A 20,485-nucleotide genomic window follows, 5' to 3' on the forward strand; every position below is an offset into this window, starting at 1 on the left:
ACGAACGTTGGGGCGGTCGATAAAGTTCACGCATGGCTGCCTGCTCTCGCAGAGATGAAAAGGCGTTTTGGACGGAATGTGCCTATACTGCTTTTAATAATATGGCTGTGAACGCTCTGTAAAACCTTGCAAGCAGGGAGGAGTAGGGGCATTCCGGCTTATTCTTTGGCCCCGTTTCCATGCGCAGACGCGGCGGCGGGCGAGGCTGACAACGCGGAGACCATAATGAGTTCCACCACGACCGATACCGCTTCTTCCGTTGATGTTGTCCTTATTGGCGGTGGCGTCATGAGCGCCACGCTGGGGACATTGCTGCGCCAGCTCCAGCCGGACTGGAGCATTAGCGTTTTCGAACGTCTGGGCAGTGTTGCGGAAGAAAGTTCCAACGCGTGGAATAATGCAGGCACGGGGCACTCCGCCCTATGCGAGCTGAATTATACCCCCCAGGGGGCAGATGGGACCGTGGATATTACCAAGGCTGTGGGGGTGAACGAACAGTTCCAGATTTCCCGTCAGTTCTGGTCTTATCTGGTGGAAAACGAGATTATTGTATCGGCCAAAAGCTTTTTAACGCCTGTTCCGCACATGAGCTTTGTGTGGGGGGATGATAACGTGGCGTTCTTGCGCAAACGTTACGAAGCGCTCTCCCAGCATCCCTTGTTCTCCGGTATGGAATATACGGAAGATACGGCCCAGATTAAGCAGTGGGCACCGCTTATTATGCGTGACCGTCCGGCAGGGCAGAAACTGGCTTTGACACGTAGCCTGAGAGGGACAGACGTTAATTTTGGCGCTCTGACCCGTTTGATGTTCACCTATCTGGCCAGTACGCCAGCCTGCACGCTCCATACGCAGCACGAGGTGAGTGATCTTGTCCGCAATGGTCAGGACGGCTGGAAGCTCAAGGTCAAGGATCTGCGTCAGAATACCCAGCGTGAGGTGAACGCCCGGTTTGTCTTTATTGGCGGTGGCGGTGGGGCACTCTCTCTGTTGCAGAAAACAGGCATTCCCGAAGCGCGCGGCATTGGTGGTTTTCCGGTTAGTGGGCAGTTCCTGCGTTGCACCAACCCTGACCTGATAGCGCAGCACCATGCCAAGATTTACGGTAAGGCCTCCGTGGGGGCTCCTCCCATGTCTGTACCGCATCTTGATACGCGGATGATTGACGGAAGTCCGGCCCTGCTGTTTGGCCCGTATGCTGGTTTTTCCACTCGTTTTCTAAAGCAGGGGTCCCTTATGGATCTGCCGCTTTCCGTTCGCGCAGACAACATTGGTCCCATGCTGGCGGTTGCGCGGGATAACTGGGCTTTGACCAAGTATCTGATCGAGCAGGTTTTGCAGACACAAAGCGCGCGTATTAAGGCATTGCAGGACTTTATTCCCGACGCTCAGGCCAAGGATTGGGAGCTGGTGGTGGCAGGCCAGCGTGTGCAGATTATTAAAAAGGATGCTGCCAAAGGTGGTGTTCTTCAGTTTGGTACGGAAGTTATTGCCAGCAAGGATGGCTCTGTTGCGGCCCTGCTGGGGGCATCGCCCGGCGCATCCACGGCAGCGCCAATTATGCTGAACGTTCTGGAGAAATGCTTCTCCGCAAAAATCCCGGAATGGACCGATAAGCTGCGGCAGATTATTCCGTCTTTCGGGCAGAAACTCGCCCGTCATCCAGAACTGTGTGACGAAGTTTTTGATAAAACAACGCAGGTTCTGGGGCTAAGCCAGTAATATCAGGCACGCTGCCCCGTATAAGTCATACTGGGGCAGCTGCTCTGGCCGCGTAATTTAGTCGGCTATGCTCATATCGGCCCGGTTCCACCAGCATGTTTGCTCTGTGGAACGCTGCGGAATAAAGTCTGCCGGGTCACCATCAAAGCTGACGGTGTTGGTGGGCGTTTCCTCAATGCTCAATTCAGAGCACCGCAGAACACCCCCTTCAGCTAACAGGAACGCATTGACCTTGGCCATAAGTAGGCAGGTCATGAGTTCTGTTGTCGGGTCACCCGGCGTGACTACAATACGTGCGGCGCGTGCTGGCTCATGTGTTTGGAACCATGCAAGGAGCGGGTCGTCTTCCGCCAGTTGCAGCGCATGGTCCAACCGCTCGTCCACAAAGCGATGCCATGTCTGTTTTGCGTTCTGGAAGGAAACAGGCATGTTTCCGCGGCCATCAAGCCGGGTTGCTTTGGTGGGTGTAAGGCGGACAGTCACAAATTCGTTGTGACCGTGGGGCAGGGCGCAGCTCTCGCTTGCTCCGTGGATCAGACGGTGCCCCATGGAAAAACGACGCGTAAAAACAAGGTCAGGCATTTTGGTTTTCTGCTTTGTAGGCTTCCCATCCGGCACGGCGGAGTTGGCAGGCTGGGCAGGTACCACATCCATACCCCCAAGCGTGGCGTGTACTGCGCTCACCCATGTAACAGGTATGACTCTCATGGTTAATGAGGGTAACTACTGCTTCACCGCCAAGCTCTTCCGCCAGTGTCCATGTTTCGGCCTTGTCCAGCCACATGAGAGGCGTGTGCAGGACATATCGGCTGTCCATACCCAGATTGAGAGCGACCTGTAGGGCCTTGATAGTGTCATCCCGGCAGTCCGGGTAGCCGGAATAGTCTGTCTCACAAACACCGGTCACGATGTGGCGTATGCCTCTACGCGCGGCAAGGGCGGCGGAAAATGTCAAAAAAATCAGGTTCCGGCCGGGCACAAAAGTGTTGGGCAGGCCGCTTTGCGTCATGGAAATTTCGGCATCGCGCGTTAGGGCAGTGTCGGAAATATCATTCAGGGCGTGCAGGGGCAAAGTATGGTCTGGTCCCAGACGCTGTTTCCATTGTGGGTTTGCTGCGGCTAGTCCGTCTCTTATGCTCTGGCGGCATTCTAGTTCAATGGCATGGCGCTGGCCGTAGTCAAACCCAACGGTTTCCACATGCCCAAAGCGGGATAAGGCCCATGCAAGGCATGTTGCAGAATCCTGTCCGCCAGAAAAAAGAACCAGGGCGGATTCAGTCTGTTCCTTGGAGGACAGGGGCATGATCAGGGTATTCCCGTCAGCTTGTGAGTTTGTAGGGATAACGCCCATTGGGGCGTTTGCAGGCAGTAGGCAATGGCTGCCTGTGTGTTGGCAGCCTGATCGGGACCATCCTTAGGCTGTAGCCAGAAGTGGGTAAAGTCCAGCCCAGCGACGTCTGCCGGGTTCAGTCCCTCTTGAGGGTAAACGAGTTTAAGCTCGGTACCACTGGTTTGTACAAGCGGAGCACCGGCTTTGGGGCTGATACATAGCCAGTCTATGCCCTGAGGAGCGGCTATGGTGCCATTGCTTTCGACCGCAATGGAAAATCCTCTGGCATGCATGGCGTCAATTAAGGGCGCATCAAGCTGGAGCAGTGGCTCCCCCCCCGTAAAAACGATCAAACGACGTTGTGGGGTTGCTGGAGCCTGCGCAGGCCAGAAGTTTGCAATACAGTCAGCTAGATCGGCGGCGGTCTGGAACCGCCCGCCATTGCTGCCATCTGTGCCAACAAAATCCGTATCGCAAAACTGGCAGATGGCCTCTTGCCGATCTTCCTCCCGACCGGACCAGAGGTTACATCCGGTAAAGCGGCAGAACACGGCCACACGCCCTGCCTGCCCGCCTTCGCCCTGCAGGGTAAGGAAAATTTCTTTGACCGAGTAAACCATTGAAAATCTTACAGGCCAATCCCGGTCGTGTGCATGCCCAGATTGTCCAGCAATGCACGGTCACGCTGGGCTTGAGGGTTGGGTGTGGTCAGCAGCCGCTCGCCGTAGAATATGGAGTTGGCTCCGGCCAGAAAACACAGAGTCTGGGTTTCATCGGTCATGTTTTCACGGCCCGCGGCTAGCCGCACGCGGCTTTTGGGCATGGTAATGCGGGCCGCGGCAATCATCCGCACAAAGTCTAGCGGACGCACTTCATCCGCTTGGGCAAGGGGGGTGCCTTCTACGCGAACAAGCAGATTGATGGGTACACTTTCGGGGTGAGAGGGCATGTTGGCCAGTGCTGTAATCAGCCCTGCGCGGTCGGTTTCATTTTCACCCATGCCAACAATGCCACCACAGCAGACGTTAATGCCTGCATCCCGCACGTTGGAGAGGGTGTCCAGTCGTTCCTGATAAGTGCGGGTGGTGATGATCTGGCCATAATACTCAGGCGATGTATCAATATTGTGGTTATAATAGTCCAGACCAGCCTGCTTTAGTCTGTGGGCCTGCGCATCATCCAGCATCCCCAAGGTTACACAGGTTTCCATACCAAGGTCTTTAACGCCTTCAATCATGGCGCAGACGGTTTCCATGTCGCGTTCTTTGGGGCTACGCCATGCGGCGCCCATGCAAAAACGGCTGGCACCTGCGGCCTTGGCTTTTTTGGCTTCGGTCAGAACCTTTTCGACTGCCATAAGCTTTTCAGCTTTAACACCGTCTTCGTGCGCGGTGCTCTGGGGGCAGTATGCGCAGTCTTCCGGGCAGCCGCCTGTTTTGATGGACAGGAGGGTGGAGATTTGTATCTCTGTCGGATCAAACGTTGCGCGATGGATTGCTTGCGCCTGAAACATTAGTTCCGGAAACGGAAGATCAAGCAAAGCCTGCACTTCGGCCACACTCCAGTCATGGCGGATGTCCAGAGAGGGGGAGGCAGGGCGGGAAAAGGAGGGCGAACCGTCAGGCATGGAATGTTGACCGAACCAGATATGCTAGAGGAAAGTGCAATGCAGCATAGCGTGTTTGGATGGTCAAAGCCAGTTTTTAGCAGATGGCCGAAGGGGGGGGGTGGGTGCCCCACCTTCACAACGGGCGGAAAGTGTTTGAATACTCGAAGCGCGCAAAACCCAACGACAAAGAAAGGTGGGTAAGATGACAAAAAAGAAGGCGGTTACAGGGCTGGTGCTGGCCATGACGGCAGTGACGTCGCTTGCAGCTTGCGAACATCACCCGGAGGAACGTTCTGGGCGCGGTGTAAGGCCGTTACGTATGCCCAATCCGGCCTCCCTTTACTGCGTTAAAAAAGGTGGCGAGCTGAAGATGGAAACAACGGACAAAGGGCAGGTAGGCTACTGCCATTTGCCTGATGGTCGTGTGGTTGAGGAATGGACGCTGTTCCGCCAGGAAAATCCGCGTCCGAGCAACTGACCCTGTTGGGTAGGAGTTTTTTATGTCTCGTCCTCCTTTTCCACCATTTGACGCGGCATCAGCTGCGCAAAAGACCCGCATGGCTGAAGACGCCTGGAACTCTCAGGAGCCAGAAAAAGTGGCGCTGGCCTATACGCCCGACAGTGTCTGGCGGAACAGGACGGACTTTGTGCGTGGACGCACAGAGATTGTTGCATTTTTAAACCGCAAGTGGGCGCAGGAGCAGGACTACAGACTGATCAAGGAGGTCTGGGCCTTTGGCGGAAACCGCATTGCTGTGCGTTTTGCTTATGAGTGGCGTAATGCGGCAGGGTTGTGGTTCCGCTCCTACGGTAACGAGAACTGGGAGTTTGATGAGGCAGGGCTGATGCAGCAGCGTCATGCGTCCATCAATGATCTGCCAATTACAAGTGCTGATCGACTGTTCCACTGGCCAAAAGGCCGTAGGCCGGATGACCATCCGGGGCTGACCGCACTCGGCCTGTAAGCAGGCCAAGTGCAGGAATGGATGGTGCATTATGGTGACCTCGTCAGTCACAAAAAGTGACTTTGACGAGCGCCAGACTGGCGCCAATCAGGCCAGCTAGGGAAAAACATACCGTCAGAACGAGCGGCTTGCCTGCGCGGATGACGGACCGTAAATCCACACTCAGGCCCAGTGCCGCCATGGCCAGAATGGTCAGGTTGGTTGCGGTAAGCCCCAAAGGGGCAACTGCGGCTGTCGGAATAATGCTGAGCGAACGGGCGATCATCATCACAAAAAAGCCAGTAATGTACCACGGCACCAGCCGGGAAAGAGGCAGGTGATATGGTGCAGCAGGGGGCTTGCTGGATGCCCCCATATGCAGCAGCTTTGGAGCGAGTAGGGACAGGCTAATGCAGACCGGTCCCAACATAAGGACGCGCATAAGTTTGACTAGTGTGCCAACGTGCACAGCCGTTAGGCCAAACGGGGCTGCTGCGGCAACAACCTGAGGCACGGCATAAACAGTCAGCCCGGCTAGTGCGCCCTGAGCACTCTGGCTCATATGTAGGGTGGGAACCAGTAAGGGCAGACACAAGACGACCACAAGGCCTCCCGCCGCAGTAAAGGCAATGGTTGTCCCTACATCTTCGTCCTTGGCCCGAATAACTGGTGCCGCAGCCATAATGGCAGAATTTCCACAAATGGCGTTACCACATGCCACCAGCAAAAGCTGAGGTGTGGGCAGGCCGATTACGCGTCCAACGCCATATGTAAAAATAATGCTGAACAGCACAACGCCCATAACCCCCACCAAGAGCAGAGGGCCTGCGCAAAGAACGGCGTTGAGGCTGAAAGATGCTCCCAGAAGAACGATGGCAATGTTCAAAAGGGTTTTGGAGCAGAGTTTAATTCCATCTGCCCATATGAGTCCGGGTTCGTAGAGGGTTCTTGCAAAAACGCCCAGTAGCAGAGCCAGATTCAGGCTTTCCAACCATGCTTTGCCCAGCAGGAAGGTTTCGGCTGCCTCAAGCACCATGGCCATGCAGGAAATGAGCAGGCAGAGCAGAACGCCGGGTAGGTTTGTTTTTACAAACCGGAAAGCCTGTTGGGGCAGAATGAAGGGGGCGAGAAATATTCTGGTCATGGCGCGCTTCCTTTCGTCTTCGCAGACTTAGGGGAAGATTATTCAATCAATCCAACGCATAGTTTTTGTGGTTTTAATCGCGAATAGTGATTGATTGTGCTAAGGGCCCCAAAATGACCTTGGAGCAACTTCGTCTTTTTGTCGCTGTGGCTGAACGTGAGCACGTCACAGCCGCCAGCCGGGCCCTGCATGTGACGCAATCAGCCGTATCCGCCGCCATAGCGGCGCTGGAAGAACGGCATGGCGTTAAGCTGTTCCACCGTGTGGGGCGTGGTATCTGTTTGACCGAGGCAGGGCGCCTGTTTCTACCAGAAGCGCGCGGTGTTCTTGCCCGCGCGGCTTCGGCAGAGAATGTGTTGGAAGAGGTGGCGGGCCTCAAAAGGGGCACATTACGTGTTGTCGCCAGCCAGACCATTGCGGCTTACTGGCTGCCTCCCATTCTTGTCGCCTTTCACAGGCAGTATCCCGACATCGAAATTGATCTCGCAATCAGCAACACGCAGGATGCCGCCTCCCGCGTGCGGGATGGTGTTGTGGAACTGGGTATTGTTGAAGGTTTGGTGGAAGACCCGGTCCTTGCGCAATGGCCTGTGGGGGAGGACCACCTGACACTTATTCAGGCATCTCCTGAGTTACCTCATACCATCAACCGCGCATGGCTACGGGCGGCGCAATGGGTTATGCGGGAGCCTGGCTCCGGCACGCGTGCGACGCTGGAGCAGCATTTGCGGCAACTGGGGATTGATCCGCAGGAGCTGACAATCAGCCTCGTTCTGCCCTCTAACGAGAGTGTGCGAACCGCCATAGAAGCCGGGGCAGGCATTGGTGCGCTCTCATCTCTGGTTGTGGCACCCTCTTTGCAGGCCGGAACAGTGTATGCCGTGCCGCAAACGCTCAAAACCCGTTCGTTTTACGGACTGAGGCACAAAGAGCGTTATCGCAGCCGTGCGGCCGATGCCTTGCTGATGCTGATTGACCAAAACAACCGCCAAATGAAGTAAGGCGTGCTCTTTTTACCCCATTATGCTCAAAATGAGGTTATGTAGCTTCCGGTAGCATTGCATGGTGCTGCTTGTGGGATAATAAGGCTTATTGTCTCAATCCATCCCACATATGCAAAACGCGTTGGATAAAACCGGGAAAACATTCAAGATGACAGCTCTGCCTGCTTTTTGTGACGTGGTTGCGGCTTCTGCCAGACTTAAGGGGCGGGCTCACCGGACGCCGGTTCTGACGTCGCGTTACTTTAACCAACAAAGCGGCATGGAGCTGTTTTTTAAGGCAGAAAATTTTCAGCGGGTGGGGGCCTTCAAGTTCAGAGGTGCCACCAATGCAATTATGGCACTGCCGGAAGAGACGCGACGGAAGGGGATTGTTGCTTTCTCTTCGGGGAACCATGCGCAGGCCATTGCCTGTGCTGCAAGGGATGCCGGGGTCTCTGCGGTGGTCGTGATGCCCGAGGATGCTCCAACCATGAAGCTTGCAGCAACCCGCGGGTATGGGGCTGAGGTTGTTACGTATGATCGTTATACAGCAGATCGTGAGGAAATAGCTGCACGCCTTGTGGCCGAGAGAGGTGGGACGCTGCTGCCGTCTTTCAATCATCCTGACATCATTGCGGGTCAGGGAACGGCAGCGTTGGAACTGCTGGAGGAGACTGGCCCGCTGGACGCTCTTTTTGTCCCGGTTGGCGGCGGAGGGTTGGTCTCCGGGTGTGCGCTTGTTGCACATGAAATAGCGCCAGACTGTGCCGTGATTGGCGTTGAGCCTGCTGCGGGGGATGATGCCCGGCAATCGCTGGCGGCGGGGCATATTGTTAAAATTCCTGCGCCACGCACAATTGCCGATGGCGCGCAGACCACGAGTGTTGGAAGTCTGACGTTTGCACTCATGCAGCAGTATTTGCGTGGTATTGTCACGGTTGATGACGCTTCGCTAGTTGCAACCATGCGCCAGATAGCGGAACGGATGAAAATTCTTGTGGAACCAACCGGATGTCTGGCCCCGGCGGCGGCCCTTGCCGCAGCGCCGGAATGGCAGGGACGGCGTGTTGGCGTTATTTTATCCGGAGGGAACGTGGATATTACGAGATTTTCCGCTCTTGTTGGATAAAATACGATATCGCAGAGCCTGAAGCAGGAGGGAATAGCCGTGCGCAGTATGGATTTCAGTTCATGGCATAGTGCGCTCATAACGGTTATTGGACTGGTATTTTTGACCCTGCTAGGGGTGGGCATTCGTCTGGTTATGATGCTGACAATCCAGCAGCGCAGGGAACGCCTAAACAGGCAGATTAATGAACGGATCAGAACGCTGATCGCGGCATATAAAACATTGGGGGGGTCATTTACCGGAGACCTCAGTGTTAGTCCGATACACCTGCGGGAAATCAAGACCAACGGTCAGGACGCGGTGTCTCTGGATATGTCAGGGAGTTCGGAGCGTGCGCGCCGTATCCGTGATGCTGTTGAAGGCGCTCTGTCGGATATTATCCTGCTAGGCACCGAAGAGCACGTCCGTCTGGCCGTAAGAGCTGCGTCTGAACTGGCACAGGGGCGCAATGTTCATACGCATGATCTGGTGGTGTCGTTACGTAATTTTATTCGTAAAGCGCTTGATATCGAACATATTCCATCTGATCTGGAACTCCCGCGTCAGGGGCCAAGCCGTCCTTCGGCATCTGGCGGCCGAGATAAAGGAGAAGGGGGCAAAGATGGAGGCGCTAAAGGTGGTGGTGCCGGTGGAATGGGGGGAGGAAATGCCGGTGGCAGCGGCATGGGAGGGAGTATCTCTGCCGATAACGATGCAGACACCTCATCCAGCCATCATATGTAACGCTACGACCGGATAAAAAAGACTGCCTTAGGTGCCTTGCGTGGGGGGCGTTGTAGGCGGAACAGCCCACATCACACAGGCTTGCGGGAGAAGAGGGGCAGTCGTTGTCGAGGGTGCTATTCGACAACGCATGGAGCATGGTGCATTCAAGTTAAAATTATCAAAAAACACACTTGGATGACCCGTTATGCCCAAGCTCTTAAATTGTACCAGTGACGATATTCTCGACACGTTTCCTCGTCTGGCAGACCTTGGTAGCGGTACATTTGGGGAAGACGCTGATACCTTTGCCGATACACTACGTGACGGCATTCGGGATGATCCGCAAACGCGGAGTTTGCTATTCAAAAGCCAAACAATAGATGAATTAAGGCTTTTTCTGATTCATTGTGATGAAGATATTGAGCGGGTTAGCCGGGTTGTGCTTGGGATAAACCCTGCAGTTAATCCGGAAGAGCCGCCTGACTGGGGTAGTTTTCCAAGCCTGCGGTCATTCTGGTCTGCTGTTCTGCATGCCTTTGAAAATGATCTCGAGGTGCGGGTGGGCGAGAGCTTGGCCCGAGCAGACACGGGAGGGTATTTGTTATCGCGGGAGATAGTAGGCGAGGCTCTGCCATATAGTCGTCAGGCGGGCGGCTGTGTGCTGCGAAACCATGTTAATCTGACCGATGCGTATATTGAGAGGCGGTTCGCAAGGGAGAGGCTCTTTGTGGTTTCGTTCTTCACTTCAAAGGAGGGGGCCGAACAAACCATTCTCAAGGTACTGAGTGATAATTCTGACAAAATTGACGACTGGCTCCAAATTGCAGGGACAGGAGCCAAGCTGGATATTGAAGGATATATCTCAGGAAAGGGAACTGTCGTTATCGAGAGCGCTAATAGGCAGCATAAAGCTGCTCGGCGTATCCGCGTTACAATTGTCAAAGAAGAATACAACGGGATGGTTTATTATGTGCATACCGTCAAATTGTACCAATAAGGACATCCCGGCCGGGGATTATTAACGATGCACAGCAAAGCCTTCGCCCGTTGCTCAGGCAGCAAATCATTAGGGTGGGGGCTGATGGTGGGCCTTTAACCGTTCGGCTAAAAAATCAAAGATTTCGACATATTGTCCCGCAACATCTTTAGGGATGGACTTGCGGGACAATCGACGATTGGTGTCATTGCAACCGTGATACTGGAAATTAACGTCTGACCCGACTGAGAAGACATTTCCATTCGGTTAGAGTGAGCCTCCTCCAATCTGGCGCGTAGAACCAAAAATCGCATAAGATATATTATGCCAACAAAATATGGTTCTAAAATTGTGGGGTGAGGTTCAAGCTGAATGATACGCAGGTTTGTGCGAGATGGACATATCAAGCACGACAAATGCGTTTTTCAGGCCTTTGTAAGGCTCTCAAATGGCTATCAGACCCTAGCTGGCTCGTGTGTCGCTGCCAGATTGTCCCCTAAATCGCCTCTGATCGCGGGATTTCCCCATAATTTGTGTTGTGTGGACGTCGTCTGGTGTTCTGTAGTGTGATGAAGACGGACGATGTTGCCCCTCTCTTTGTGCTCAATCCATGACCAGCAGTTTTGCGAGATATTAACGAATTAAAATAGTGCAATGCGGAGGGTGATTGGTAGGATTGTCGATTTTTATGTGTTGTTATTGGAGGAATATATCTATAAAAGGTCGTTAAATAAGTTTCTGTCATTCACTGTGGTGGGTTGTGGATATTTCTTCCTCTGACAATGCGGCCGTTATTGCGCAGTTGAATGCTGTGCAGGATGACCCTGTCCGTCTGTTGCGCAAGGCGCATGAACTGCTGGGTAATAAACTGGCAGTTATGTCCTCTTTTGGTGCGGAATCTGCGCTGCTGCTGGCTTTTGTGGCCGAAGCAGACCCGAACATGAAGGTTCTGTTCCTCAACACAGGCAAGCACTTCCCTCAAACACTCGCTTACCGTCGTGAACTGGCCGATGTTCTGGGGCTTACGAATGTTGAGGACATAGGTCCTTCCCATGAGCGGGTCAGTGATAGAGACCCAACTGGAGAGCTTTGGGCTTTTGATCCGGACGCATGTTGCAAACTGCGCAAGGTCGAGCCCTTGAATCTTGCTTCCCTGCCATATGAAGTGCTGGTGACTGGCCGCAAGCGCGGGCAGGCTGTTACCCGTGCATCTATGACCATTGTGGAAGAGCGGGCTGATGGTCAACTCCGCATCAACCCGCTGGCATTCTGGCAGGCGCAGGATATTCAGGCGGAAATGCAGCGCAGGCACCTACCACCTCATCCGCTTGTAGCAGAAGGATATTTGTCCATTGGATGTGCGCCATGCACACGTCCGGTGGATGGGCAGGAAGACGCCCGGTCAGGCCGTTGGTCTGGCCTGAACAAGACCGAGTGCGGAATTCATATAGCGGGCTGACCTGCTGTTTCGTACTTCAGGAATTACCCTTACCCGTCAAAATTACAGGGTCGTGGAACATGGATCATCTTGATCAACTCGAAGCTCAGAGCGTTTTTATCCTGCGGGAGGCTTATCGTAAGCTGAAGCCGCTTGCCATGCTGTGGTCATTGGGGAAGGACTCCAATGTTATGGTCTGGCTGGCCAAGAAGGCGTTCCTCGGGCGCGTTCCCTTCCCTGTTATGCATGTGGATACAGGCAAGAAATTTCCGGAAATGTACAAATTCCGGGATGAATATAGCAAAAAATGGGAGCTGGACCTGCTGCTGGGGGATTGCCCGCCGGTAGAGGAAATGGACCCTTCCCTCCCTCCTGCTGCCCGTTCTGCCGCACGTAAGACGGCGGGCCTTGCCGCCATGATCGAAAAGCACAAGTTGCAGGGGGTTATTGCCGGCATCCGGCGTGACGAGCAGGGAACCCGCGCCAAGGAGCGTGTGTTCAGCCCGCGTGGTGCCAGCCATAAATGGGACATTCGCAACCAGCCGCCCGAATTCTGGGATCAGTACGCTACGCCGCACGAAGAGGGCATGCATATCCGCGTGCATCCTCTCCTGTCTTGGCGTGAAATTGACATTTGGCGCTATATCGAGCGTGAGGGTATTCCGCTGGTTGATCTGTATTTTGCCAAAGATGGCAAACGCTACCGCTCTTTGGGCGATGCGGACATTACCTCCCCGGTGGAGAGCAACGCCTCTACCCTTGCAGAGGTGATTGCTGAGCTGGAAACAACCAAAACATCGGAACGCTCGGGCCGGGCCATGGATCATGAATCCGAAGATGCCTTTGAACGCCTGCGTGTGGCTGGTTATCTCTGATAGAGCGTGGATCGGAAAATACGAAAATGAGTGATACGATTTCTTCCTCTCAGGATGCCGCAACACCTATCGTCATTGTGGGGCATGTTGACCACGGCAAATCCACGCTGATCGGGCGTCTGCTCCATGACACGGACAACCTGCAGGACGGCAAGGTCGCGCAGATCATTGAATCGTCCAAAAAGCGTGGGCTGAAAATTGAATGGAGCTTCCTGCTGGACTCCCTCCAGATCGAGCGTGATCAGGGCGTTACGGTGGATTCCACGCGTATTCCTTTCAAGCTGGGGTCGCGCGAATACGTTATTGTGGATGCGCCGGGACACCGCCAGTTCCTGCGGAACATGATTACGGGTGCAGCCGATGCGGAGGCCGCCGTGCTGGTGGTTGACGCCGTGGAAGGTGCGCGTGAGCAGACCCGCCGTCATGCCATGTTGCTGCACCTTATTGGCATCCGCCATGTCATTGTGCTGCTCAACAAGGTTGACCTGCTCGACTTCGATCAGGCCAAGATTGAAGCCGTCGAGGTTTCGGTGAACGAGCTTCTGGGCAAGCTCGGGCTGGAAGCCGCTTACTTTGTTCCGGCCTCTGCGCGGGATGGGGATAATATTGCCAGCCGTTCCGACCGTATGCCGTGGTACAAAGGGCCAACTCTGACGGAAGCACTGGCCCGCGTTCCAACGCCGGCGTCCCGCTCCGAACTGGCTTTGCGCTTTCCCGTGCAGGATGTCTATCGGTTTGGGGACAAGCGCTACGTGGCGGGCCGCATTGAGCGTGGTCGAGTGCGTGTGGGCGATACGGTTGTGATTGGCACGCAGAAAACCCCTGCCCGCATTGCGTCGATCGAAAGCTGGCATACGGCTCCGCATGTTAGCGCAAGTGCTGGACAGTCCATTGCCGTTACGCTTGAGCCGGACGTTATTCCTGACCGTGGTGACCTGCTGCATCACGTCGATACCCCGCCTGCTCAGGCATCCCGCGTGCGTACGCGGCTGTTCTGGCTGCGGCAGGAGCCTCTGCGCGTGGGGGAAAGCTTCCGCCTGCGTTTGGCAACGGCTGAACATGCCGTAACGGTTACCAGCATTGAGTCCGTTGTTAATCTGGACGATCTGACAATGCACCCGGGCACGGAAGTGCCGCCCGAAGGCTTTGCTGAAATTACGCTTTCTGCTGCGGAAAACATTCAGTTCGATGCCTTTGCCCCCGGTACGCCAGATGGTCGGGGTGTGCTGGTCGATCTCCAGCAGCGTATTGTCGGCGGTGCGCCACTTATTGGCCCTGCGGCTATTGCTGCGGGTGAAAAAGCCATTCATCCAAGTGCGAGTGCCGTTACAACGCAGGACCGTCAGCGCGTTAAGGGCCACAAAGGGAGTGTGTTCTGGCTGACGGGGCTGTCGGGTGCGGGTAAAAGCACGCTGGCTCGTGCGGCGGAAAATGCTCTGTTCGCTGCCGGGGTGGATGTCAGTGTGCTGGATGGGGACACGCTCCGCGCAGGGCTGTGCAAGGATCTTGGTTTCTCCGAATCCGACCGGACCGAAAATGTCCGCCGAGCAGCAGAGGTAGCCCGTATTCTGCGTGATGCTGGTCAGGTCGTTCTGGTTGCGCTGATTTCCCCGCTTCGTTCTGACCGGGAACTGGCTCGCCAGATTATTGGCGAAGGGTTTGAGGAAGTGTTTGTGGATGCCGATCTGGGCACCTGCGAGCAGCGTGATCCCAAAGGCCTGTATGCGGCAGCCCGCGCGGGTAAGATTAGCGGCTTTACGGGTATTGATGCTCCGTACGAAGCACCGGAAGCCCCTGCTCTGCGTGTGGCGACAGGCAAAGGAAGCGTGGAAAACGCGGTTTCGCAGCTTGTTTCTTTTGTGGAGGCCAGTGTGCGAGCGGGTGGCCGTTCGCGCGCACATTCCTGAGAACACAGCAGAAGTGGCTGCCGGAGCGAGGAAAAGCTCTGGCGGCCACTTTTCAGATAACGTTGTTCGCCTGTAAGGTATGGTTTTGGTCAGGCGGGCCGGCAGATATATGAGTGCTGTGTTATGACACTGTCACGTCTTGCTTTTTTCAAAGCTGGCGGCTCCGCCCTGCCCGGTTACAGACTATCCCTCACGCTTACGTTGGTCTGGACGGGTTTCTTTATTGTTCTCCCCCTGTCTACCCTTTTGGTTTACCCTTGGCAGGGTGGACCAGCCGCCATGCTGGCAGCCCTGCACGACAGCCGTATGCTGGCGGCATTATGGACCAGCTTTTCGTGCGCTGGCATAGCCGCCGCCTGCAACGTTCCTTTTGGGTTGCTTCTGGCATGGGCGTTGGCAAGGGGAAATCTCCCCGGCCATCGGTTGGCGGATGCGCTGATTGATCTTCCCCTTGCTCTTCCAACGGCGGTCTCCGGTATTACGCTGGCCACGCTGTATGGCCCACATGGCTGGCTTGGAGCTCTGTTGTCCGTTTTTGGGATCAGCGTTTCCTACAACAAGGCCGGTATTGTGCTGGCTCTGATGTTTGTGGGGTTGCCTTTTGTGGTCCGTGCGGTCGAACCGGTTTTGCGCAATCTGCCGCATGAGTTGGAAGAAGCAGCCCATCTGCTGGGGGCAAGGCCGTGGCAGGTTTTTGTACGCATTATTGCGGCTCCCCTGCTCCCGGCGCTTATAACGGGTTTTGGTCTCGCCTTTGCGCGTGGCATTGGGGAGTATGGGTCTGTCATCTTCATTGCGGGTAACCAGCCGTTTAAAAGTGAGATTGCCCCTCTCCTCATTGTTGTGCGGTTGCAGGAGTTTGACTACCCAGGGGCAACGGCCATAGCCTTGGTGCTTTTGTGTGTCTCGCTTCTCTCTCTGGCTCTTATCGGGGGTGTTCGGCGGCGGTTCGCATTGTGGAGTGAACCAGCATGACCCGTTACGTGGTGTGGGCGGCAAGCTGGCTGTTTATTCTGCTCGTGTTGGTAACGCCGCCGTTAATGGTGTTAACAGAGGCGCTGAAGGACGGCGTTGCTGCATCGCTGGCCACTTTGTCTGACCCCGATGCACAGGCTGCTATCTGGCTGACGTTCCGTGTGACGGTTGTCACCGTTATGCTCAATACCATTTTTGGTATTCTGGCCGCTTGGGTGCTGGTTAAATTTCGTTTTCCCGGTCGGCAGCTCCTCCAGATTCTGGTCGAGCTTCCATTGAGCATATCCCCGGTTGTGTCGGGGCTGGTCTGGTTGTTGCTGTTTGGCGCACAGGGGTGGTTTGGCCCCTTGCTGGAGCGATGGAATATTCATATCGCTTTCGCCGTGCCGGGTATTATTCTGGCAACGCTGTTTGTTACCCTGCCTTATGTTGTGCGCACGGTTATGCCGGTTATGGAAGTACAGGGGCGAGATGCGGAAGAAGCCGCTGTGCTGGCTGGTGCGGGTTTCTGGCAGGTTCTGTGGCATGTGACCCTGCCCGGTGTACGGGGCGCCCTGCTTTCTGGCGTGTTGCTTACAACGGCGCGGGCCTTGGGGGAATTCGGCGCTGTTTCTGTCGTATCCGGGCACATTCCCGGCGAGACGGAGACCATGCCGTTGCATATTGAAAATCTATATAACGGGTACCAGTCGGTTGCGGCCTTTACTATGGCAGCCTTGCTGGCCCTGATGGCCATGAGCGCAGTGCTCCTGCGTTCGGCCCCAGAGTGGATTGCAAGGTTGCAGGAGAAAAAGGCGTGAGTATTGAGGTCTGCAATCTGGTCAGGTTTGCGCCGGGTACACAGCAGTGTTTGCTGGATAATGTGTCGCTCAAGGTGCCCGATGGTGCATTTGTAGCGTTGGTTGGCCCGTCCGGCGCGGGCAAGACAACCCTGTTGCGTGCTATTGCGGGGCTTGATGCCTGCAATAGTGGCTCCGTGTTGCTGGATGACCGCCCGATGACCAGCGTAAAGGACCGTGCTGGTCGTATGGGATTTGTATTCCAGAATTACGCCCTGTTCCCGCATATGACCGTGGCACGTAATATTGCCTTTGGGCTGGATGTGCAGGCTAGGTCAGAGCGCCCTTCTCGCCCGGAAATTGCCAAACGGGTTGAGGAACTGCTGGAGCTTATGCAGTTGCAGGGGATGGGGAACAAACATCCCGCCAAACTGTCAGGTGGCCAGCGGCAGCGTGTGGCGCTGGCGCGGGCACTGGCAACGGGGCCGCGTGTCTTGCTGCTGGATGAGCCTTTTGGTGCGTTGGACCCCATTGTCCGACGTTCTATTCGCACATGGTTGCGTGAACTGCATGATACGCTTGGCCTAACCACTATTCTGGTGACGCATGATCAGGAAGAGGCGCTGGAGGTGGCAGACCGCATTGTGGTCATGCAGTCGGGTAAAATCATGCAGGATGCCACTCCAATGGAGTTGGATGAGCAGCCTGCTACGGAATTTGTCATGGAGTTTTTGGGAGAGGCCGTCTCGTTCGCCGGGGAAGTCCGGCATGGCAACATGATTGTGGACGATGCACTGGTTCTGCCGTTTGCGGTGCCAGAGGGTGTGACCGATGGCCCCGCCGTTGCAATGATCCGACCATACGAGATGACCATACAAAAACCCTCTTCCGAGCAGGATGTGCTGAGCATTTATGCGGCTCCCAGAGGGACACGGAACGGCTATCGGCATTATACACTTCAGGTCGGTGAGCGGATTATTCCGTTCTACCGGCCGGTAGAGGAAGCTGACGTACAGGTTCAGGGTGTTGCGCTGGACATTAGTCGTTCCCGTTTGTTCCGTCAGGGACGATTGTGTGTATGATACGCGCCTGATGCGTGATATGTTGATGAAGACGAAAATTTATGTAATTTTCTGTCGTGGAATACGCGGAAAGGTATGAGCGTGGATCGCAGGAATAACCGTCGTGATGCTGAAGGCTGGAGTGTTGTGACAGCCAACCGTTTGCTGGACGGCCGGATTGTCTGGCTGGACGCACAGGGCAAGTGGCAACTGACTATTAGCTATGCGCACCTCTTCCCCAATGATGGGATGGAAGACGTGCTACGCAACCAGAATGCCCGTGCAGCCGTAGATGAAGTGGTGGGGATTTATGGCGTGCAGGTTGAGCAGACACCACACGGCCCATGTCCCCGTACTGCGCGCGAGCGTATCCGTGCCGCAGGACCAAGTGTTCATGCTGAATTTACACCCTTATGGCAGCCTGCCCCCGCTGCGGTAAGTGGTTCCTGACTAACCGACGGACCAGAAACATGCCCCACACTCCCCAGCCCCCTACAGATGTCGGCCGGTATGCGTATGACGCGGTTGACCGTGAGTTCCTTAAACAGCGGGTCGAGCAGTTCCGCGATCAGGTGCAACGCCGGATTGCCGGAGACCTGAGCGAGGATGAATTCAAACCGCTGCGTCTGATGAACGGGCTTTACCTGCAATTGCACGCCTACATGCTGCGGGTGGCCATTCCCTATGGTATTCTCAGCGCTCATCAGATGCGGACATTAGCGCATATTGCCCGCAAGTATGACCGTGATTATGGGCACTTTACAACGCGCCAGAACATCCAGTTCAACTGGATTAGGCTGGAAGACACGCCCGATATCCTGAATATTCTGGCGGATGCGGAAATGCATGCCATCCAGACCAGTGGGAACTGCATTCGCAACGTCACATCTGACCAGTTTGCCGGTGCGGCGCAGGATGAGGTGCTGGACCCACGTGTACATGCCGAAATTCTACGGCAATGGTCTACCCTGCATCCGGAATTTACGTTTTTGCCGCGTAAGTTCAAAATCGCCATTTCGGGCAGTACGCAGGATCGGGTTGCAGCACGCTTCCATGACATAGGGCTTCTGGCGCGCCCGGGTGCTAATGGCCGCGCCGTTTTTGAGGTCTATGTCGGTGGTGGTTTGGGCCGTACGCCAGTTATTGGCGTAAAATTGCGTGATGACCTGCCAGAAGAAGATCTGATTGCGTATCTTGAGGCTGTTCTGCGCGTTTATAACGCCTACGGTCGGCGGGATAACATGTACAAAGCCCGCATCAAAATTCTTGTGCAGGCTCTGGGGTTGGAGGCTTTTCGGGATCAGGTGAATGCTGAATTCCTGGCCATGGACCGTAGCCGCTACCGTCTGGAGCCAGCGGTGGTCGCGGCCATTCATGCCCGTTTTGCCAGCCCGGTTTTTGAGGATGCGGCAGCAGCGCCCGCACAACTGGACGCGCAGAAAAAGACAGATCCCGCTTTTGCGGCTTGGGTTAACGCCAATACGCACCCCCACCAGCAGGCAGGGTATTGCAGTGTCACAATTTCCTGCAAACCAGCCGGAGGTATTCCGGGTGATGTCACATCTGCCCAGATGGACCTTCTGGCGGATCTGGCGGACGCGTATAGCTTTGGTGAGCTGCGGATTACGCATTTGCAGAATGTGGTGTTTGGGCATGTCCGTCAGGACAGGCTGTTTGCGCTGTGGCAAGTGTTGGAGGCTAACGGTCTGGGAACAGCCAATATTGGTATGATTACCGATATTATTGCATGCCCCGGTCTGGACTATTGCGCACTGGCCAATGCACGTTCCATTCCCATCGCGCAAAAACTGAGCCAGCGTTTTTCCAATGCAGCTTTGCAGGAGGAAATCGGGGCTTTGCGCCTGAATATTTCAGGGTGCATCAATGCCTGCGGGCATCACCACGCCGGGCATATTGGTATTCTCGGGGTTGATAAACGCGGCGAAGAGGCTTTTCAGATCACGCTGGGGGGGAATGCTGGAGAGGATGCTTCCATCGGCCAAATCATAGGTTCCGCCATGTCGGAAGATGAAACGGTTGATGCGATTGCCAGAATTGTTGATACGTATCTGGTCCGGCGCGAACCGGGCGAACGCTTTATAGAAACCTGCCGCCGCCTAGGCGTCGCGCCATTCAAGGACGCAGCTTATGCCACTGCTTGAGAACGGTCAGATTGTAGAGGACGGATGGACTCTGGTGCAGGACGATCATGCCCTGCCGGATGGGGATATTCTGGTACCTCTTGCCCGACTGTCCGAAGGGCTTGGTCGTAATGGTAAGGGGCGTCTGGGTGTAGCACTTAAGCCGGATGAGCGGGTGGAAGAGCTGAAAGAAGCCCTGCCCCGGATTGATCTGGTTAGCCTGACTTTTCCTATCTTCCGCGATGGTCGTGCTTTTACGCAGGCCCGCTCCTTGCGTGAGCATCTGCATTTTGCAGGGAGTGTGCGTGTAACAGGCCATTTTCTGCCAGACCAGTACGAGTTTCTGCTGCGCTGTGGGGTCAGTCAGCTTGTTATCCCCGAAGGGAGCGATCCTGCTGTGTGGCAAAAGGCACATGAGCGGATAACAGTGGCGTATCAACCTTCTGTGCTGAACGAACGACCAGAAGGGTTTGCATTCAGGCGCTTTCTGTCACCCTGAGTGGATGGAAGTGCCAACGTTGCAAAAGAGCGCTAGCCTGTTGGTCCGCTCTTTTGTTGTTGGCGCTATCCGGCCCCATAAGGGGTTTGCCTTGCGCGCTATGCGGTGGTTGCTTCTGGGTGTTAAGCATTCCAAGCGGGACAAAGTGCAAGAACGGGGCATGAGGCTGCAAATGTACCAGAATATCCGTGGGCAGCGCCTCATAAAACCACAGATTATATTGTGATAAAGCGGCAGGCTATTAGCCCTTCCCGATCATGGGGAATTG

At 55.2% G+C, this 20,485-nt stretch carries 21 protein-coding genes and 1 pseudogene; 17 read left to right on the plus strand and 5 right to left on the minus strand.

The features are described 5' to 3' along the window. Positions 1 to 222 precede the first annotated feature (222 nt). Entirely contained in the window at positions 223 to 1,722 is a 1,500-nt protein-coding gene (locus AGA_RS07550) for a malate:quinone oxidoreductase (RefSeq protein ID WP_264811954.1), read from the plus strand. A gap of 57 nt (positions 1,723 to 1,779) precedes the next feature. On the opposite strand, the gene AGA_RS07555 is transcribed toward AGA_RS07550, so the two are convergent. The 4 genes from AGA_RS07555 to bioB are packed head-to-tail and all read right to left on the minus strand — an operon-like array spanning position 1,780 to position 4,679. Beyond that, positions 1,780 to 2,304: a 6-pyruvoyl trahydropterin synthase family protein gene (locus AGA_RS07555; RefSeq protein WP_059023708.1), complete on the minus strand. Its 525-nt coding sequence runs from the start codon at positions 2,302 to 2,304 to the stop codon at positions 1,780 to 1,782. Then, positions 2,297 to 3,025, minus strand: a complete 729-nt coding sequence (gene queC, locus AGA_RS07560) for a 7-cyano-7-deazaguanine synthase QueC (protein WP_059023709.1) — start codon at positions 3,023 to 3,025, stop codon at positions 2,297 to 2,299. Before queC ends, AGA_RS07555 begins: the two co-directional genes overlap by 8 nt. Before the next feature lie 2 nt (positions 3,026 to 3,027). After that, positions 3,028 to 3,672, minus strand: coding sequence for a 7-carboxy-7-deazaguanine synthase (gene queE / locus AGA_RS07565; RefSeq protein ID WP_059023710.1), 645 nt, complete (start codon positions 3,670 to 3,672; stop codon positions 3,028 to 3,030). Between the two features lie 8 nt (positions 3,673 to 3,680). Then, positions 3,681 to 4,679, minus strand: coding sequence for a biotin synthase BioB (gene bioB / locus AGA_RS07570; RefSeq protein WP_059023711.1), 999 nt, complete (start codon positions 4,677 to 4,679; stop codon positions 3,681 to 3,683). 184 nt (positions 4,680 to 4,863) lie between these two features. Between bioB and AGA_RS07575 the strand changes: the two genes are divergently transcribed. Both AGA_RS07575 and AGA_RS07580 read left to right on the plus strand, forming a co-directional pair. Beyond that, positions 4,864 to 5,139, plus strand: a complete 276-nt coding sequence (locus tag AGA_RS07575) for a putative hemolysin (RefSeq protein ID WP_059023712.1) — start codon at positions 4,864 to 4,866, stop codon at positions 5,137 to 5,139. Between the two features lie 22 nt (positions 5,140 to 5,161). After that, positions 5,162 to 5,626, plus strand: a complete 465-nt coding sequence (locus AGA_RS07580; protein WP_059023713.1) for a nuclear transport factor 2 family protein — start codon at positions 5,162 to 5,164, stop codon at positions 5,624 to 5,626. 43 nt (positions 5,627 to 5,669) lie between these two features. Here AGA_RS07580 and AGA_RS07585 read toward each other — a convergent pair whose 3' ends face one another. Continuing rightward, complete coding sequence (locus AGA_RS07585) at positions 5,670 to 6,749, minus strand: YeiH family protein (protein ID WP_059023714.1); 1,080 nt, start codon at positions 6,747 to 6,749, stop codon at positions 5,670 to 5,672. Positions 6,750 to 6,862: 113 nt separating this feature from the next. Between AGA_RS07585 and AGA_RS07590 the strand changes: the two genes are divergently transcribed. From AGA_RS07590 to AGA_RS07650, 14 genes and pseudogenes are all read left to right on the plus strand, one after another. Further along, positions 6,863 to 7,750 (plus strand): LysR family transcriptional regulator, encoded by an 888-nt coding sequence (locus tag AGA_RS07590; protein WP_059023715.1) that lies wholly within the window; start codon positions 6,863 to 6,865, stop codon positions 7,748 to 7,750. A gap of 151 nt (positions 7,751 to 7,901) precedes the next feature. After that, the gene (locus tag AGA_RS07595; protein ID WP_059024749.1) at positions 7,902 to 8,861 is read left to right on the plus strand and encodes a threo-3-hydroxy-L-aspartate ammonia-lyase; all 960 of its coding nucleotides are present in this window, start codon (positions 7,902 to 7,904) and stop codon (positions 8,859 to 8,861) included. Between the two features lie 39 nt (positions 8,862 to 8,900). Further along, positions 8,901 to 9,584 carry a hypothetical protein gene (locus AGA_RS07600; RefSeq protein ID WP_172793729.1) on the plus strand — a complete coding sequence of 228 codons (684 nt, stop codon included), beginning with the start codon at positions 8,901 to 8,903 and terminating at the stop codon, positions 9,582 to 9,584. Positions 9,585 to 9,771: 187 nt separating this feature from the next. Continuing rightward, positions 9,772 to 10,140 (plus strand): annotated as a pseudogene (locus AGA_RS14095) (hypothetical protein); the annotation flags it as partial. A gap of 84 nt (positions 10,141 to 10,224) precedes the next feature. Continuing rightward, positions 10,225 to 10,563 (plus strand): RNase A-like domain-containing protein, encoded by a 339-nt coding sequence (locus tag AGA_RS13830; protein ID WP_231946117.1) that lies wholly within the window; start codon positions 10,225 to 10,227, stop codon positions 10,561 to 10,563. 739 nt (positions 10,564 to 11,302) lie between these two features. Next, on the plus strand, positions 11,303 to 12,001 hold the full coding sequence (locus AGA_RS07610; RefSeq protein ID WP_157065323.1) for a phosphoadenylyl-sulfate reductase: 699 nt from the start codon (positions 11,303 to 11,305) through the stop codon (positions 11,999 to 12,001). A gap of 59 nt (positions 12,002 to 12,060) precedes the next feature. Beyond that, positions 12,061 to 12,855: a sulfate adenylyltransferase subunit CysD gene (gene cysD / locus AGA_RS07615; protein WP_059023717.1), complete on the plus strand. Its 795-nt coding sequence runs from the start codon at positions 12,061 to 12,063 to the stop codon at positions 12,853 to 12,855. A gap of 26 nt (positions 12,856 to 12,881) precedes the next feature. Beyond that, positions 12,882 to 14,762: an adenylyl-sulfate kinase gene (cysC, locus tag AGA_RS07620; RefSeq protein ID WP_059023718.1), complete on the plus strand. Its 1,881-nt coding sequence runs from the start codon at positions 12,882 to 12,884 to the stop codon at positions 14,760 to 14,762. 123 nt (positions 14,763 to 14,885) lie between these two features. Beyond that, positions 14,886 to 15,737, plus strand: coding sequence for a sulfate ABC transporter permease subunit CysT (cysT, locus tag AGA_RS07625; RefSeq protein WP_059023719.1), 852 nt, complete (start codon positions 14,886 to 14,888; stop codon positions 15,735 to 15,737). Further along, the gene (locus AGA_RS07630) at positions 15,734 to 16,537 is read left to right on the plus strand and encodes a sulfate ABC transporter permease (protein WP_059023720.1); all 804 of its coding nucleotides are present in this window, start codon (positions 15,734 to 15,736) and stop codon (positions 16,535 to 16,537) included. The genes cysT and AGA_RS07630 overlap by 4 nt, the downstream gene beginning before the upstream one ends. After that, a complete protein-coding gene (locus tag AGA_RS07635; RefSeq protein WP_059023721.1) occupies positions 16,534 to 17,598 on the plus strand; it encodes a sulfate/molybdate ABC transporter ATP-binding protein in 1,065 nt (354 codons plus the stop codon). Before AGA_RS07630 ends, AGA_RS07635 begins: the two co-directional genes overlap by 4 nt. 81 nt (positions 17,599 to 17,679) lie before the next feature. Then, complete coding sequence (locus AGA_RS07640) at positions 17,680 to 18,027, plus strand: DUF2849 domain-containing protein (protein WP_059024753.1); 348 nt, start codon at positions 17,680 to 17,682, stop codon at positions 18,025 to 18,027. Between the two features lie 20 nt (positions 18,028 to 18,047). Next, positions 18,048 to 19,739 carry a nitrite/sulfite reductase gene (locus AGA_RS07645; RefSeq protein WP_059023722.1) on the plus strand — a complete coding sequence of 564 codons (1,692 nt, stop codon included), beginning with the start codon at positions 18,048 to 18,050 and terminating at the stop codon, positions 19,737 to 19,739. Further along, on the plus strand, positions 19,726 to 20,217 hold the full coding sequence (locus tag AGA_RS07650) for a DUF934 domain-containing protein (RefSeq protein WP_059023723.1): 492 nt from the start codon (positions 19,726 to 19,728) through the stop codon (positions 20,215 to 20,217). The genes AGA_RS07645 and AGA_RS07650 overlap by 14 nt, the downstream gene beginning before the upstream one ends. The last annotated feature ends 268 nt before the right edge of the window (positions 20,218 to 20,485 follow it).

The organism is Acetobacter ghanensis (assembly GCF_001499675.1).
Lineage (GTDB): Bacteria > Pseudomonadota > Alphaproteobacteria > Acetobacterales > Acetobacteraceae > Acetobacter > Acetobacter ghanensis.